Source organism: Cecembia lonarensis LW9 (assembly GCF_000298295.1).
Taxonomy (GTDB): Bacteria; Bacteroidota; Bacteroidia; order Cytophagales; family Cyclobacteriaceae; genus Cecembia; species Cecembia lonarensis.
The window spans coordinates 1-16,184 of record NZ_AMGM01000083.1; the positions used below are offsets into that span (position 1 = coordinate 1).

The 16,184-nt window shown below is 39.3% G+C and carries 15 protein-coding genes; 7 read left to right on the plus strand and 8 right to left on the minus strand.

The window, feature by feature from the left end; translation table 11 throughout:
* The 3 genes from B879_RS17315 to B879_RS17325 form a co-directional block, all read left to right on the plus strand.
* Window positions 1-1,430 (plus strand): peptidylprolyl isomerase (locus tag B879_RS17315; protein WP_040401027.1); only part of this gene is annotated, 1,430 nt, incomplete at its 5' end.
* A complete protein-coding gene (locus B879_RS17320; protein WP_009186514.1) occupies window positions 1,390-2,286 on the plus strand; it encodes a peptidylprolyl isomerase in 897 nt (298 codons plus the stop codon). The genes B879_RS17315 and B879_RS17320, both read left to right, overlap by 41 nt.
* Window positions 2,279-3,658: a peptidylprolyl isomerase gene (locus B879_RS17325; protein WP_009186515.1), complete on the plus strand. Its 1,380-nt coding sequence runs from the start codon at window positions 2,279-2,281 to the stop codon at window positions 3,656-3,658. The genes B879_RS17320 and B879_RS17325 overlap by 8 nt, the downstream gene beginning before the upstream one ends.
* 110 nt (window positions 3,659-3,768) lie before the next feature.
* On the opposite strand, the gene B879_RS17330 is transcribed toward B879_RS17325, so the two are convergent.
* The 6 genes from B879_RS17330 to panC all read right to left on the minus strand — a co-directional run bounded on the left by B879_RS17330 (window position 3,769) and on the right by panC (window position 9,040).
* Complete coding sequence (locus B879_RS17330; RefSeq protein ID WP_009186516.1) at window positions 3,769-4,701, minus strand: helix-turn-helix domain-containing protein; 933 nt, start codon at window positions 4,699-4,701, stop codon at window positions 3,769-3,771.
* Between the two features lie 140 nt (window positions 4,702-4,841).
* Window positions 4,842-5,981 carry an acyl-CoA dehydrogenase gene (locus tag B879_RS17335; protein ID WP_009186517.1) on the minus strand — a complete coding sequence of 380 codons (1,140 nt, stop codon included), beginning with the start codon at window positions 5,979-5,981 and terminating at the stop codon, window positions 4,842-4,844.
* A gap of 117 nt (window positions 5,982-6,098) precedes the next feature.
* Window positions 6,099-6,785 (minus strand): zinc metallopeptidase, encoded by a 687-nt coding sequence (locus B879_RS17340; protein ID WP_009186518.1) that lies wholly within the window; start codon window positions 6,783-6,785, stop codon window positions 6,099-6,101.
* Window positions 6,786-6,818: 33 nt separating this feature from the next.
* Window positions 6,819-7,820: a lysylphosphatidylglycerol synthase transmembrane domain-containing protein gene (locus B879_RS17345; RefSeq protein WP_009186519.1), complete on the minus strand. Its 1,002-nt coding sequence runs from the start codon at window positions 7,818-7,820 to the stop codon at window positions 6,819-6,821.
* Between the two features lies 1 nt (window position 7,821).
* Window positions 7,822-8,169, minus strand: a complete 348-nt coding sequence (panD, locus tag B879_RS17350; RefSeq protein ID WP_009186520.1) for an aspartate 1-decarboxylase — start codon at window positions 8,167-8,169, stop codon at window positions 7,822-7,824.
* Window positions 8,170-8,191: 22 nt separating this feature from the next.
* Window positions 8,192-9,040, minus strand: a complete 849-nt coding sequence (gene panC / locus B879_RS17355) for a pantoate--beta-alanine ligase (RefSeq protein ID WP_009186521.1) — start codon at window positions 9,038-9,040, stop codon at window positions 8,192-8,194.
* A 124-nt stretch (window positions 9,041-9,164) separates the two neighbouring features.
* Here panC and B879_RS17360 point away from each other — a divergent pair, with 124 nt between their 5' ends.
* The 3 genes from B879_RS17360 (at window position 9,165) to glmS (ending at window position 13,265) form a co-directional block, all read left to right on the plus strand.
* Window positions 9,165-9,977: a glycogen/starch synthase gene (locus tag B879_RS17360; protein ID WP_009186522.1), complete on the plus strand. Its 813-nt coding sequence runs from the start codon at window positions 9,165-9,167 to the stop codon at window positions 9,975-9,977.
* Window positions 9,937-11,301 carry a DUF4270 family protein gene (locus tag B879_RS17365; RefSeq protein ID WP_238542159.1) on the plus strand — a complete coding sequence of 455 codons (1,365 nt, stop codon included), beginning with the start codon at window positions 9,937-9,939 and terminating at the stop codon, window positions 11,299-11,301. Before B879_RS17360 ends, B879_RS17365 begins: the two co-directional genes overlap by 41 nt.
* Window positions 11,302-11,423: 122 nt before the next feature.
* Entirely contained in the window at window positions 11,424-13,265 is a 1,842-nt protein-coding gene (gene glmS / locus B879_RS17370; protein WP_009186524.1) for a glutamine--fructose-6-phosphate transaminase (isomerizing), read from the plus strand.
* 358 nt (window positions 13,266-13,623) lie between these two features.
* Here glmS and B879_RS17380 read toward each other — a convergent pair whose 3' ends face one another.
* Window positions 13,624-14,040, minus strand: coding sequence for a hypothetical protein (locus tag B879_RS17380; protein WP_009186525.1), 417 nt, complete (start codon window positions 14,038-14,040; stop codon window positions 13,624-13,626).
* 205 nt (window positions 14,041-14,245) lie between these two features.
* On the opposite strand from B879_RS17380, the gene B879_RS17385 reads away from it, so the two are divergent.
* On the plus strand, window positions 14,246-14,929 hold the full coding sequence (locus tag B879_RS17385; RefSeq protein WP_009186526.1) for a lysophospholipid acyltransferase family protein: 684 nt from the start codon (window positions 14,246-14,248) through the stop codon (window positions 14,927-14,929).
* Window positions 14,930-14,984: 55 nt separating this feature from the next.
* Here the strand turns inward: B879_RS17385 and B879_RS17390 are convergent.
* Window positions 14,985-16,184: patatin-like phospholipase family protein (locus B879_RS17390; protein ID WP_238542160.1), on the minus strand; the 1,200-nt coding region annotated here is incomplete at its 5' end.

A 16,184-nucleotide genomic window follows, 5' to 3' on the forward strand; every position in this document is an offset into this window, starting at 1 on the left:
TTGGTTACTTCACGGCCCTCCAGATGGTACACCAATTTGAAGACGTCGCTTTTGACCTGGAAATAGGGGAAATATCCGATCCTGTTTTGACAAATTTCGGATACCATATTATTAAATTAGAGGATAGAAAACCTAATCCAGGAGAGGTTAAAGTATCACATATTTTGGTTAGGGCACAGCCAGGAGACCCTGTTTCAGAGGAGCGGGCTCTAAGAAAAGTCGGGGATATTTATACGGAACTCCAAAAACCTGAAAGTGTCTGGGAAGAGGTTTGCAAAATGTTTTCTGAGGATCTTGGAAGTAAAAATACGGGAGGGGCTTTACCATGGATTGGACTGGGTGCTGTAATTCCAGAGTTTGAACGGGCAGCATTTTCACTGACCGAAGAAGGTGAAATTTCTCCCCCTGTCAAAACGCCTTATGGTTACCATATCATCAGGTTGGAAGAACGAAGGCCAATTCCTGATTACGAAGAAATGGAGGCTTCCATCAAATCAAGGATACTTAGAGACAGCAGGTCTACCTTAATCCAATCACAGGTGACAGCAATACAAAAATCAAGGTACGGTTTCCAGGAGAACCCACCAGTCTTTACACAAATACAGGAACTTCTGGATAAAGAGAGTTCTCTGGAGGATTTAAAGCAAATAATCACTGACAAGGAATTAGTGGAAAGTACCATTTTCTCTGTTCAAGATCAGATTAAAACGGTCTCCAACTTGCTTGAATATATTGAAAGTGAAAAAAATAAAATCCGGATTGGGTCAAGGAGCAATCTAGCCACTTCCCTTGACCGTTTTATAGAAAACACACTCAATCAAACCGAAGAACAGGATTTAGCAGCAAATAATGAAGAATACAGACTCTTACTTAAGGAGTATAGAGATGGTATTCTTTTGTTTTCACTCATGAACGATCAAGTCTGGCAAAAAGCACTGATGGATAGCCTTGGCCAAGTTGCCTTTTATGAGGAAAATAAAGAAAATTATTTCTGGAAAGAACGGGTAAGGGCACTTATAGTCAATATGGGTAAGGAAGAAAACACAGCTAGTGTCAGGCGTTTTCTTTCTGATAAAAAATATGGCCCAAATCTCTCTGACCGTTTAGAAAATACATTTCTGCTCGAAGATCCATTGAGCTTTACCATGGAAGAGGGGCTTTATGAATGGGAAACGCACCCGGTTTTATCGAAGGTGAATATCCAAAAAGCATTTCAGGAAATTAAACTAAATGGAAGAACTGCCTTTGTTGTTATCGGTGAGAAAATTTCTCCCGAAGCCAAAAGGTTTAATGAAACCAGGGGGAAAGTAATCCAAGATTACCAGCAATTCTTGGATGAACAACTCGTTCAAAAATTAAAAGAAAACTATATCATCCGCATAAATGAGGATGAAAAAAATAAAATCTATCAACTTGCCGTTAAAAATTAACAACTGTTGGATCCTCTTATTAATCTTTCTCAGCTCATGTGATTTATTCCAGTTTAAATCATCCAGCGAGGAAGAAGATGACCCTGTAGTAGCTTCAGTAGACCAACAAATGCTAAGGAAGTCAGACCTCAAGCTGGTTAATACCAGTGGGCTCTCTTCTTTAGATAGTAGCAATATTATTGAACGTTATATCCAATCTTGGATCAGAAAACAGTTGATGATCAAAGAAGCATCTAAAGCTAAGTTGATCGATGAGTCAGAAATTAACAGGAAGCTTCTTGATTATAAATATGCCTTAATGGTATATGAATTTGAGAAGGACTATTTGGAAAAAAATCTGGACACCCAGATTCCTGAGCAGGAAATTGAAGCTTATTATGAACTCAACCGTGATAATTTCACTTTAAAAGAAATTATTGCTAGGGTCAACTTTCTAAAACTGGAAAGAAACAATCCTCAAAACAGAAACTTGGAGAGGTTATTGAGGTTAGCTGAAGGCGAACAGGAATCAGCTATTCAAAAAATTGCCTTGGAACAAGCTACTAATTATTTCCTTGAAAATGCTGTCTGGGTAAAAATAGATGACATTGTCATTAATACGCCTCTTGCTGGGAATTCAAATATGGTAGGTTTACTTAGAAACAATAAACTGATTACCGTAGAAGATGAGCGGTACAAGTATTACTTTAGAATATTAGAATACAAACTAGAGGATCAAACCCCGCCATTGGAGTTTGTGAGAGACGAAATAACCAAAATCCTACTCAACAAAAAGAGGATTCAACTCGTCGAAGAATTACAAAAGGAAATTTACAACCGTGCACTTGAAAATAATGCGTTTAAAATTTATGAGTAAATTTAAGTTTATCCTGGTCTTATTTCTTGGATGTTTTGTCCATGTTACTTTTGGTCAGGAAAATGAACAAAACAGTACCGCTCCGGTAATAGGACAGGTACTGGATAAAATCGTTGCAAAAGTCAACAATTACATCGTTTTGGAATCAGATGTACAAAGGGCTTATTTGGATGCTATTGCACAATCCCGTCAGGGATTTGAAACACCCTCAAGATGTGACGTTTTTGAATCATTGTTGATCAATAAATTGATGGTTGCCAAAGCTGAATTGGACTCTGTGATGGTTTCAGATGCAGAGGTAATGATACAGGCAGACCAAAGGTTTGCCATGATACTCGCTCAATTGGGAGGAGATGAAAGTGTTTTACCGGAGATCTATGGAAAAACCGCAGATCAAATGAAATCAGAAATTGAGGAATCCTTGCGTGAACAGCTAGTCATCCAAAAGATGCAATCCAAAATAACGGAGGGCTTGACAGTTTCACCGGTAGAGGTCAAAAGGTTTTTCAATTCCATTCCCAGAGATTCCTTACCATTCTTCTCCGCAGAGGTTACGGTAGGACAGATTGTAAAAAAGCCTGAGGTCAATGAAGGTGTGAAAAATGATATTGTCAACCAGCTAAGGAGTTTTAAAGAAATGATTCAGGATGGGCGATCTGATTTTCAAACTTTAGCCAGGCAATACTCCGAAGACCCTGGTTCCGCGGCAATGGGTGGAGAACTTGGTTTTTTCCGCCGTGGTGAATTAGCCCCAGAGTATGAAGCGACGGCCTTGGGTTTAAGACCAGGTGAAATCAGCGATCCTGTCGAAACCATGTTTGGCTTTCATATGATTCAGTTATTAGAAAGAAGAGGCAATACCTTCAATACAAGGCATATATTGATAAGACCAAGGGCATCGGAAGATGATATTAAGAAAGCGGAGAGGTACTTGGATAGCTTGAAATCCCAAATCAATGATGGGAAAATTGCTTTTGCCAAAGCCGCCAAAGAATATTCTGATGACAGATCTACCTCGGACAATGGTGGATTTTTTACAGATCCACAAACTGCATCTTCCAGATTGACATTAAGGACTCTTGATGACCCTTTATTATATTTCACGTTGGACACGATGGAAGTAGGTGCCATGACACCGCCGATGAGGTTTGAAGATGAAAGAGAGGGCACCAAAGTAAGAATCTTATACTATAAAGAGCGCTTCCCCGCGCACAGGGCAAATATGGATGATGATTATGAAAAGCTAAAAGCAGCTACCAGACGAAAGAAAGAAGAAGAATTGTTGAGTAAATGGTTCCTTACTGCCAAAGAAGATGTTTTTATAGATGTAGATCCTTCTTATGATAGATGCGAGGCCTTAAAAGACAGGTAAAAAGTTTATAAAAGAAAACAAGCCCCAGGCATCATATGCAGTAATTCCATTTGATCCCTGCAATTAGACCAAAAAAGAGGCTGTTCCTTCAATCGGAACAGCCTCTTTTTTTAGCCTTGGACGTTGATTAATGATTCTCTTCGTCGCATTTTTCCTGCCGGCAATCCATACATCATCTTAAAGCGTCTACAGAAGTAGGCTGTATCCTTATAACCCACTTCTTTTCCTATATCTCTGATGCTTTTCTTAGAAGTTCTTAAAAGTTCTACTGCTGCTTCCATTCGTTGGTACTCTATGTAATCCTGCGGATTGATACCTGTCAGCATTTTAAAATATTGACCTACATAATCTTCTGATACATTCGCCACTTTAGCAAGCACCTTGTTGGATAAATCTCCTCCGATATTTTTCTTGATGTAATTGAATAAATCAATCAACCTTGGGTCTTTGAAATAAGTGCTGTTGGTGGATAGCTCTTCCATAAAGAGCCTGTTTTTTAATACGTGTCTGACCACTTCAATCACCAAAAGCTCAGTATGAATTTTCATAACCCTCTCCTTGCCAGGGGTCTGATTTTCATTTTCTTTCACCATATCCTCGATGATGGTGGCAATCCTATCATTGAAGCGAATGACAAATGGAGGAATTCCTAAGGAGTTAAAGAAATTGACCACATCAAAAACCTTGGCTTCAAAGTTTACAATTGATAAGCAATCCTCGTCAAGGGATTTAATTTCTTTAAAGCTGATCGTCTGTAAGTATTTTCTTTTGTTATCGAGAAAACTTTCATTACTGATTTCACTCTTCTTGCCAACAGAACCGAAAGCTAAATTGGTTTTTCTTCCCGAAGGTAAAAAGAGTATTTCTCCTTCATTGACCACTTCCTGTTCTTCTCCAAATTTCAAGCTGCCACGGTGGAGCAGTATCAAAGCATTATCCGTGTCTTGATAATCTGAAATGCTGACAGGCTTTTCAACCTTATAGTTATTGCCTTTTAAAAAGCGAACACCTACCGATTCGATGACTTTGTTGTAATATTCCATGAAGACAACAAGATTAAGTTTTTGGTAAAACTATATTAAATTTCTAGAAAGAAGTAAAAAAAATTAATAAAAAATCAAGAAAGGATAAAAAAAGGGCATAAAATGTAGATTTTATACCCTTTACTCAAATAATAAACGGATTATCTTAAAACACCTCGCGATATAACTATTTTTTGAATTTCACTGGTACCTTCATAAATCTGTGTAATTTTTGCATCACGCATCAATCTTTCTACATGGTATTCTTTGACATAACCATATCCACCATGGACCTGTACGGCCTCTACGGTTACATTCATGGCAACTTCTGAAGCATATAATTTGGCCATGGCGCTGGCATGGGCATAGTCCATAGCCTGATCTTTCAACCAAGCGGACTTTACTACTAATAAACGGGCAGCTTCAATTTGCGTAGCCATATCTGCCAACTTAAACTGTATAGCCTGATGCTGACTTATGGGCTTGCCAAATGCTTTGCGCTCTTTTGAATAAGCAAGCGCCAATTCATAAGCACCTGAAGCAATACCCAAAGCCTGAGCAGCGATTCCAATTCTTCCACCATTAAGCGTTTCCATCGCAAACGTAAATCCAAAACCTTCTTCTCCTATTCTATTTTCAACTGGAACCTTGACATCAGTAAACATCAGGGAATGCGTATCTGAACCTCTTATACCAAGTTTGTCTTCTTTCTTACCGACGACAAAACCTTCCCAATCTTTTTCTACAATGAAAGCTGAAATCCCTTTATGCCCTTTGGCAGGATCAGTCTGGGCAATCACCAGGTAGATAGAAGCTGTTGAACCATTTGTTATCCAGTTTTTGGTTCCATTGAGCAGGTAATACTCTCCTTTGAATTCAGCGGTTGTTTTTTGAGAAGTTGCATCAGAACCAGCTTCTGGTTCAGACAAGCAAAAAGCACCAATGACTTCTCCTGTAGCCAACCTTTTCAAATACTTTTCTTTTTGGGCTTCTGTCCCATATTTTTCGAGTCCCCAACAAACCAAAGAATTGTTGACAGACATAGAAACAGAGGCTGATGCATCTATTTTTGAAATTTCTTCCATAGCTAGCACGTAGGAAATCGTATCCATGCCACCACCATTGTACTTTGGGTCAACCATCATACCCATAAAACCAAGATCACCCATTTTCTTAATTTGTTCATAGGGGAATTTTGCCTCAGTATCCCTATCGATAACGCCTGGCAATAGTTCTGTCTGAGCAAAATCTCTTGCCGCATCCCGCACTGCTATGTGCTCCTCTGTATATTCAAAATGCATAACTATATGATATTTGGGTTATATAATTTTAAGACTGGAAGTTAGTTACAAAATAAATAAGGGGCAATCTCTTGCCCCTTTAATGTAAACTCAAATTACCAATTTTGGTTTCTGAAATTAATCTCTGTTTCCAAAGAAAATCATGATGTAGTAGGCTAATGTTGCCAAGGCCGCCAAAGCTGCTACCACGTATGTCATCGCTGCCCATTTCAAGGCATCTTTGGACATAGCATACTCTTCTCTTGTAACTACATTCCGGTTATTTACCCATGCCAAGGCCCTGGCACTGGCATCAAATTCTACGGGCAAGGTAACTAAAGTGAAAAGTGTCATGATACCATAAGCACCAACAATAATAGCCCCAATCAGATCAGTGGAAAACCCTAAGGCAACCCCCCCAAAAAGAGAGGCAATCAATACTACATTTAAGATTTTAGAGCTGGCATTTTGAACGGGAACCATGGCAGAACGCATTTTTAGCCAAGAATAAGCAGTGGCATGCTGAATGGCATGACCGCACTCATGGGCCGCAACTGCTGCTGCTGCTGCATTTCGCCCATAATATACATCTGGACTAAGGTTTACCGTCTTATTCATGGGGTTGTAATGATCTGTCAGCTGACCTTCCACAGATAAGACTTGTACATCACGGATATTATGATCGGCCAACATCAATTCTGCAATCTCTTTTCCGGATAAGTTGGCCTTCAAGGATGTTTGGGAATATTTTTTAAACTTACTTTTCAGCCTGCTGCTGACAACAAATCCCAAAATGGCAAATACAACAACTATCAGTATTATCATAACTTTATAAATTTTGCTTTTCTAATTACGAAATTAATAAGATTTGGATGCTTTTTTAGCGTCAATTTTAAAGAAAAACCCTAACATGATCAACCCTGCCACAACAATCGTTAATACTTGGCTACTATGGATGATCACAGCGAATATTTTTCCCTCTTCTTCATTTAAACCAAATGCCATCAAAATAAAGGCCACTAATGCATGAAAGGTTCCAATTCCCCCTTGGACAGGAGCTACCATGCCAATACTTCCCATTACCATTACCAGAAGTACTGCGCTTAATGACAAGCTGGCAGTAGATGGGATGGCCCATGCTACAAATAACATCATCAGGTAATAGATGATCCAAAGAGCCACAGAGCTCATCCAAAAACCCCATTGGTTCCTTACTTTTTGGACACTAATGAGCCCTTTGGTCATATCCCTTAAAAAGTGCCGGACCTTCCGAAAAAAACTACGCTCCCGGTATTTATGAAAAACGAAATAGAAAAATATACCGGTAATTATCAATCCACCAATCAATAAAGGTAAATAATTACTGATCCTAGCCGATAGATTCTCCCATGACAACAAGTCAGAAATTAAGCTTAAAAACAACCTACTTTCCATCAAAAAGGCCAAGGCTATTACGATCAACATAAACAATAAATCAATGGTCCTTTCCAAAATCACTGTACCCAATAATTTACCCATGGGTTCCTCCTGGGTTTTAGATAGAACGCCACACCGGGCCACTTCTCCTGCCCTTGGAACCAGTAAATTTGCCAAATAACCAATCATTAAGGCCACAAAAGTCCGCCAGGTACTCACCTGAATTTGATCTCCAGCCGATATGAGAAGTTTCCACCTCCAAGCCCTGATCCAATAACCCAGAAGAGATACCAAAATAGAAAGCCCAATCCAAGAAAAAGAAGTCTCTCTTAGAGCGCGCTGTAGACTTTCTAAGCTGATGTCTTTATACAAAAACCAAAAGATCCAGATGGCCACTCCCAAAGAGATGGCCACCTGGATCCATTGTTTGTAATTTAGTCTCACATCAAATTAATTTATTGTGATCATCGGGGAATACCACCTTCGGTTTATAATTTTTAGCTGATTCGAAGTCCATGGAACAATAAGAGATAATGATGACCACATCCCCTACTTGCGCCTTCCGGGCAGCAGGCCCATTGAGGCATATCATCCCACTTCCTCTTTCTCCTTTAATCACATAAGTTTCCAAACGCTCACCATTGTTAATATTAACAATTTGAACTTTTTCATGCTCGATAATATTAGCAGCTTCCATCAGCTCTTCGTCTACAGTAATACTGCCGACATAATGCAATTCTGCTTGGGTAATCTTAACTCTGTGGATTTTTGATTTTAATAGTTGGATTTGCATGTATTTGAAATTTTGCGCAAAACTAATGATTTACTGAAATATTATCTATAAGTCTCACCTCCCCAACAAAAGCTGCTACACAAATGGATTGAGGAATATCATCCCGAAGTATATCCATAGGTTCCATGAGTTCAGCATTCACCAATTCAAAATATTCCAGGTTCACATCAGACAGCCGTGAAAATTCAGTTTCCACATTTGCCCGGATCTCTAACCAATCCCTGCCCTTCCAAAGTTCAGCCTTTGCAAAAGAAAGGGACTTGTATAATATCAGCGCCTTTTCCCTATTTGTGGAATCCAAGCGCAAGTTCCTGGATGAAAGCGCCAATCCATCCTGATCCCTAACTGTTGGGACAACTACAATTTGCACATCGAAAGAAAGATCACGGACAAGTGTTTTAATGACCGCAACCTGCTGTAAATCTTTCTGCCCGAAGAAGGCCTTGTGAGGCTTAACAATATTTAACAGTTTGGAAACCACAATCCCAACGCCATTAAAATGTCCCGGTCTAAAGGCTCCCTCCAATACCCGTTCCAAAGGCCCAAAATCCAATGTTAGAGTTGGTCTATTGGCGTAAACTTCCTGATTATCAGGAATAAAAACACCATGAACCCCGATATTATTCAATAACTCCAAGTCATTGTCCAAAGTTTTTGGGTAATTGTCAAAGTCTTCTTTATTATTGAATTGAGTGGGATTAACAAAAATAGAAACTACGACAGCATCAGTACTTTCTTTGGCTTTTGACACCAAGTCCAGATGTCCTTGATGTAAAGCCCCCATAGTAGGAACAAAACCAATGGATAATTTGTCATCTACTAAGGATTTATAAAAGGATTTTACCTCATCCCTAGTACGGAGGATTTTCACAGTATTGTATTTTAATTATGTAAAATAGGGGCAAAGCTATAGCAAAATCGATAAAAACAATGGCTGAACCAGTTTTTTTTTGTACCTTTGTACGATTATTATCCCTCAACAAAAACAACAAGATATGTCAAAACTTCGTATCCTATACGTTGCAAGTGAAATCAATCCATTTCTTCAGACCTCAGAGGTAGCTAATTTCGTGAGGGCCCTTCCACAGGCCATGCAGGAAAAAGGAATGGAAATCCGTATTCTTGTTCCAAGATTCGGATTAATCAATGAAAGAAAGAACAGGTTACACGAGGTAGTAAGACTTTCTGGAATAAATATTGCCGTAGGAGAGGAAGAGAAACCCTTGATTATCAAGGTGGCATCTATCCCAAATGCAAAGCTTCAGGTTTATTTTATAGACAATGAAGATTACTTCCAGAGAAAAAGTGTATTCTTCGACAAGCAGGAAAAATTTTACGAAGACAATGATGAAAGAGCCATTTTCTTCTGTAAAGGTGTGATCGAAACGGTCAAAAAGCTTGGCTGGGCACCTGATGTTGTACATTGTAACGACTGGATGACCAGCTTGATACCCATGTACTTAAAAACAACGTACAAAAACGAGCCACTATTTAAAGATACAAAATCCGTATTCGCTATTTATAATACCGGATTTAACCATAAATTTGGCGACGATTTGTTAGAGAAAGTGAAAATGGTAGACATTGATGATTCTATCTTAGCACCTCTCAAATCTAAAGATTATGAAGGCTTCCTTAAAATAGGTATGGAATATGCCGATGTAATCATCAAGAGCGAAGAAATATCTGAAAACCTAAGCCAACTCATTGAAGAGTGCTCTAAAGACAAGAAGTGTGAGATCAACAGCGAAGAAGAAGAAGAACTTTTTGAAAGTTATTATAATATCTATACAGACCTTGCCGGCTAAGCTGGCCCTAGGTTTTTTGATCACCTTTCCAATATTCAGTGCTTGCGAAGATCCATCCAACTTAGGTTTGGAATTGGATCCAAATAACAATCAGATAGGGGTATTTTATCAAGAAATACCCCTAACTGCTCTTGTTATACAGCAAGATTCACTTATTACTACCAATCCAGAATCACTGGTCTTTGGTAGTGATGAGGGCGATTTTTTTGGAAAAACTGAAGCCACTGCTTATTCTCGACTACTTTTCAACAGGGATTTGGCTAGACCCAATTCGACTGCTACTTTGGATTCCGTGAGATTTAATTTCAGCATAAGGGCAGTCAATGGGAATGACCTTTCTACTGATAAAACCATTCAGGTGCACCGCTTAAATGAGCAAATTCGAGAAGTCAATTATTACAATTTCAGTCGCCTAGATTATGAAGAAGAACCAATATTCTCTTCAAGTTTTAATTTCTCCAATCGACAAGACACTTTAGTTTTTGCAACAATCACGGAAAATGCCTTCGCAATTGAACTATTTGAGGCTTTAAAAGAAGGGTCTGCCTTTTCAGATATATTTACATTCAGAAATTTTCTTCCAGGATTGGTATTCAAGGGAGGACAGGATGAAAATACTTCCTTTAATGCGAGGCCTGGAAACAATACAGGTTTTATTTTCTTTTACAAAAACGAAGGCGATACGATATCCCGGGCATATCCAATAGCTACAGGTGTAAATAACAATTCTGCCAGACATTTTAATCAGATCGTTAATGATCCTACAGGAACACCCACAGCGCAAATTACTGAAAAATTTGTAGCTTATGATCTTGGTGAAAGGGCAGGTGCTAAAAATAATACGGGGATATTGGTTAAGCTGGATATGAGTGCACTGGATGCATTCTTGGATACCCTAGAAAATGTCACTTTCAATCAAGTAACCCTGGAAATGGGTCCTTTAGAGCGTAATGTTGCAACCAATCGCCCTCCACAATTTCTGCAAATGTTTTTTACCAATGAAACAAACAGGGTTTTATTGGGAGATTTAGGTGCATTCGCTGTTCAATCAGATGGCCGACCGCAATTTGACCCCGCTACTGGGGATCCCTTTGTAGGAGACGCACCTGCCTTATTGGCACATAATAGAGAAAATAATATCTACCGGCAAACCATTACTTCTCATGTGAATGCGATCTATAGGGGCAATTTGCAAAGAAGGGATTTTATTCTTTACCCTTTGGTAGGAGGGACTGATGAATACAGGCAATCTCTCCGTGAATTTGTATTGGACTCAAGAAGCCCAGTACTTAAAATCTTTTACTCCAAGGCAAGGGCATTTTAATTTAAGTTTATTTTAAGAAGTAACATAATGACATTGATAGTTTTTAAAAAAGTTGGCTAATTGGCCTCCTTTTTGCTATGTTTGTTTATCAATTGAGTTAAAATTTTTAAGAATTTTTATCTATGTGTGGAATTGTAGCTTATGTGGGACAGCAGGAAGCTTTGCCCATCATCATCAAAGGTTTAAAGCGATTGGAGTACAGGGGTTATGATAGTGCAGGTGTAGCCTTACTCAATCAAGAAGGATTAAGCATTTACAAGAAAAAAGGTAAGGTCTCTGAATTGGAAAACCACTTGAATGGACTTTCCAATTTAAATTCTAAAATTGGAATTGGGCATACCCGATGGGCCACCCATGGAGAGCCTAACGATGTGAATGCACATCCCCATTATTCTTCAAGCGAGAAGTTTGCCATGATCCACAATGGGATCATAGAAAACTACGATGTCCTGAAAAGAGACTTGATGAATAAGGGATATGTTTTTCACTCTGAAACAGACTCTGAGGTTTTCATCAAATTCATCGAAGACATATATGTCAACAATTATTGCAGTCTGGAAGAGGCAGTAAGGCTTGCCCTGCATAAAGTAGTAGGTGCATATGCCATAGTAATCATGAATAAGGAAGAACCAGATACCCTGATTGCAGCAAGAAAAGGCTCCCCCTTAGTCATAGGAGTGGGAGATGAAGAGTACTTTTTGGCCTCCGATGCTACCCCAATCATTGAATACACCAATCAGGTAGTGTACTTGGATGATTATGAGATTGCTGTGATTAGGAATGGCAAGCTACAGATCAAAACCATTGAAAATGTAGAGACCAATCCTTATATCAACCAATTGGAAATGGAATTAGAAGCCATTGAAAAGGGTGGGTATGAACATTTTATGTTAAAGGAGATCAATGAGCAACCCAGGTCTATAGCGGATTGTATGAGGGGCAGATTGGATGCCAAAAATGGAAGGCTGGTTCTAGGAGGATTCCGGGATTATATGAACAAATTCCAAAATGCCGACCGAATCATCATTACTGCTTGTGGTACCTCATGGCATGCTGGATTGGTAGCAGAATACCTTTTTGAGGAGTTTGCCCGAATTCCGGTAGAAGTAGAATATGCTTCTGAGTTTAGATACAGGAATCCTGTGGTCAATGAAAGAGATTTCATCATTGCCATATCCCAGTCCGGAGAAACTGCAGATACCTTAGCAGCCATAGAATTGGCAAAATCTAAGGGAGCCACCATCTTTGGTGTATGTAATGTGGTAGGTTCCTCTATACCTAGGGCAACCCATGCAGGTTCTTATACCCACGCCGGTCCGGAAATCGGGGTGGCCTCCACTAAAGCATTTACTGCACAAATTTCAGTATTGACCATGATGGCACTTAAGCTGGGCTATCAAAGAGGTACATTACCAGAAAACAGGTACATGCAGCTGTTGAGCGAACTGGAAACCATTCCTTCAAAGGTGGAGAAAGCCCTTCAACTGAACGATAAGATTAAAGAAATTGCCGCGGAATTCAAAGATGCGAGAAACTTCTTGTATTTAGGCAGGGGATACAATTTCCCTGTTGCCTTAGAAGGAGCTTTGAAACTGAAAGAAATTTCTTACATACATGCCGAAGGTTACCCTGCTGCAGAGATGAAACATGGACCTATCGCGTTGATTGACGAAGAAATGCCTGTGGTATTTATCGCGACCAAAGATAGCTCCTACGAAAAAGTAGTGAGTAATATTCAGGAGGTAAAAGCAAGAAAAGGTAAAATTATCGCCGTAGTGACTGAAGGAGATACCACGGTAAGGCATATGGCTGACCACGTGATTGAAATCCCTGAGACAGAGGAAGCATTTGTGCCTTTGGTGGCTGTAGTTCCTTTGCAACAGTTGTCCTACCACATTGCCGTAATGAGAGGTTGTAATGTAGACCAACCAAGAAACTTGGCCAAATCTGTAACTGTGGAGTAGAACGGTCGGGATTGAATATAACCTGCAATAGGGCCCAGTTGGTTATAAACCATTTTAAAGAGGCTGTCTTATCAATATAGACAGCCTTATGTATTTAGGGTCTGCTGAAAAAGACTCAGGTGCAATAGATTCCAAGCGAAGACGTATGTTATACTTCGAGCTGAAGCCTACCAAGAAGATATTGTACCTGAGGCTAAGCTATAAATCATCAAACTTTGATAATTTGATGCAAGATTTCCAATATATCTTGCTTGCAAACCTTGCGCTTTGATTTCTAAAAACCATTCTCTAAATATTGATTTAAAGTGTCTTAGTTGTTTTTAAGCAGCCCCTATTTAATTGATCTAGAAAATTTACCTTACAAAGCCTCACTGGAATACTTCACCCCATCTCTGGACCTTAGTTCAAGCTTTCCATCTTTAGTCACTGCCCAGATATCATCAGAAGATTCATCCTTCAAGCTGAACAATTTTTCTCCTCCTTCTTCCACCATATCCATGGGCGCAATATGCACAGTGCCATCTGAGTGTTCTTCATTTTTGTAGTAGGTTCCCAAGTGATGCTCAATTTTTAATTCCCCACCACCAAAAGATGAAGGAATAGACCAAGAACCTATCAAGCCAAAGGACTCAGCAACTTCTTGAGATACTTCGGGTTCCGTTTTTTCGGGTTCTACGATCTCTTTGAGTATTTCTTCCACCTGTTCTTTAGTCTCTGACTTTTGGCTACAGGCCAAAAAGAAAACGAATGGTATTAAGAAAACTGCGTTTTTCATAGATAGGGCTGTTTAATTAAAAGATTGCTTTTTATAAAAATAACACCAATAGGCCAAAAAGCGCAAATGAACTTTATCTTTTAGTCAATTAATTCTAAATATATTGTCCTGAAAAATTCCTTACTTTAGGTAAATTAGTAAGAGTTGTAGTAGGGAATTCAATCAAATAGAAGTTTTAGCTTTATATTTTTAATTCATTTTCACGATGGAAACTAAAAAGCGGCCAGCTATCAAGCGCATCAAATATTACTTTTTATACCTTCTTGTCAAGACAATTTTGCTAATGGCCTATTATTCCCCCAGGAAATTGGTCCTTTACTTTTGTGGCTTTTTGGGAGGGGTTTCCTATTATCTAGTTGGAGATGCCAGAAAAAAAACAATCCGCCATTTAACAATGGTATATGGCCGAGAAAAATCCAATGAAGAAATCCAAACAATGGCCAAACAAGTGTTTCACATGATTGGGAAGAATGCAGGGGACGTCATGCGATCTGTGCACATGAAAGAGTTGGCCTGTTTTAAAAAAGTGGTAAGAAATCTAAAATCAGAAGGTGTAGTGGCCATGTTGATTGATCAGGATACCAAGGTCAAAAGTGTTTTTGTTGACTTTATGGGCATGCCGGCTTCCACCCCGGTTGGTGCTGCCCTTTTTGCAATTAGGACAGGTGCCAAAGTTATCCCTATGGGCATTTATCTTGATCAAGATAACCAGCAACAGTTAAAAATCTTTCCAGAAGTACAGATTACCACCACTGGTAATGAGGCCGATGACCTGTTTAATAATACCCTGACTTTATCCAAAGCCTCAGAAATGTTGATCAATCAAGACCCTACCCAATGGGTCTGGATGCACGAACGTTGGAAAACCAAGCCCCAAATCGCCAGCTAATGAATTGAACTCAGAAATCAATTCTGAGGCGCAACACCTCCCTTTACAAGAGAAATTAAACGATCGTAAACTTAAAGGGATCTTTATTTTCAAGATGCTTCTTTAAGGCCAATTTGGCTTTTTGCTTACCATGATTTAATCTGCGTTGCACCAAGGGACGATTGGCCGTCAATGTGTCTCCCAATATCCCATTATCCGGTTGAATGATGATTGCCTCAAAAAACTTCAATGGCTTGCCCTGGGCATTATTGGCAAAATCATAATCGTGAATGACCTCTTCGGGAAACTTACTTTTGACCTGCTTGACCAGGTAGTTTTTGTCCATAAACTCCTTGATGTCATTATTAAAAATTTCCGTAATGGAAATCTCCACCAAGGATCTCAAAGCAATCTGAGCGATATTCCTCTTGGTACCGGGTGGGTCTTCAGGAATCTCTCCTGAATTGCAATTGATAATAATGATGGTAAATTCATCGTCCGGAAAACTCCTTGCAATCTCTTTGATGACATCACTGAGTGGCGATACATTCCTGATACCCCCATCTACCACTTGTTGGGCCGGTGCCACTTTTGATTGGGCTTTGATTTTCTCAATGGGTTTCCAAATGATAGGCATTGCCGTGGAGGCCAAAACTCCATCTAAAAAATCTTCATTGCTGTCAAAGTCCTCGTGCTTGGTCGCAAAATATTTCCCATCAGAAAGGGAAACATAACCACATTTATAAATGGCGTTTTGAATATTTTCCTTTTTGGCATATTCCAAAAGTTTATTTCTGAGGGGCGTATTGTCGGCTATGGACTGAAATCCTTGGAACTCTTCTCTCAAGGCATCCAGCATCCTTTGCCGGTTAAATAAGGCTCGCAATAAAATATTACGGGTTGTTTTTGGAAAATGCTTTCTGATACTTTTCCAAGAAATACTCATTTTCAATTTCGGATCTGGATCAGAATGGTCTGGGCGGGTATCAATAAAGTCAGACTGGTATATTTCACCCACGCCGTTTTCGGCCACTTTATCCCAAAGCTCTATCAATTCACCAAACTTATCCTGTGCAATCAAAAGGCCGTTTAATGACCCGACGGACACACCTGCTATGATATCAAAATGCATATTGGGCTTATGAGGGATGATTTTTGTCCAGTTTTCCTTCAGGTATGCCAGTGCACCTACCTGGAATGCGCCCTTGAAACCTCCTCCACTTAATACCAAAGCTGTCCTTTTCATGCTAATGGCTGTTTGGTGAAAGATAAAAAT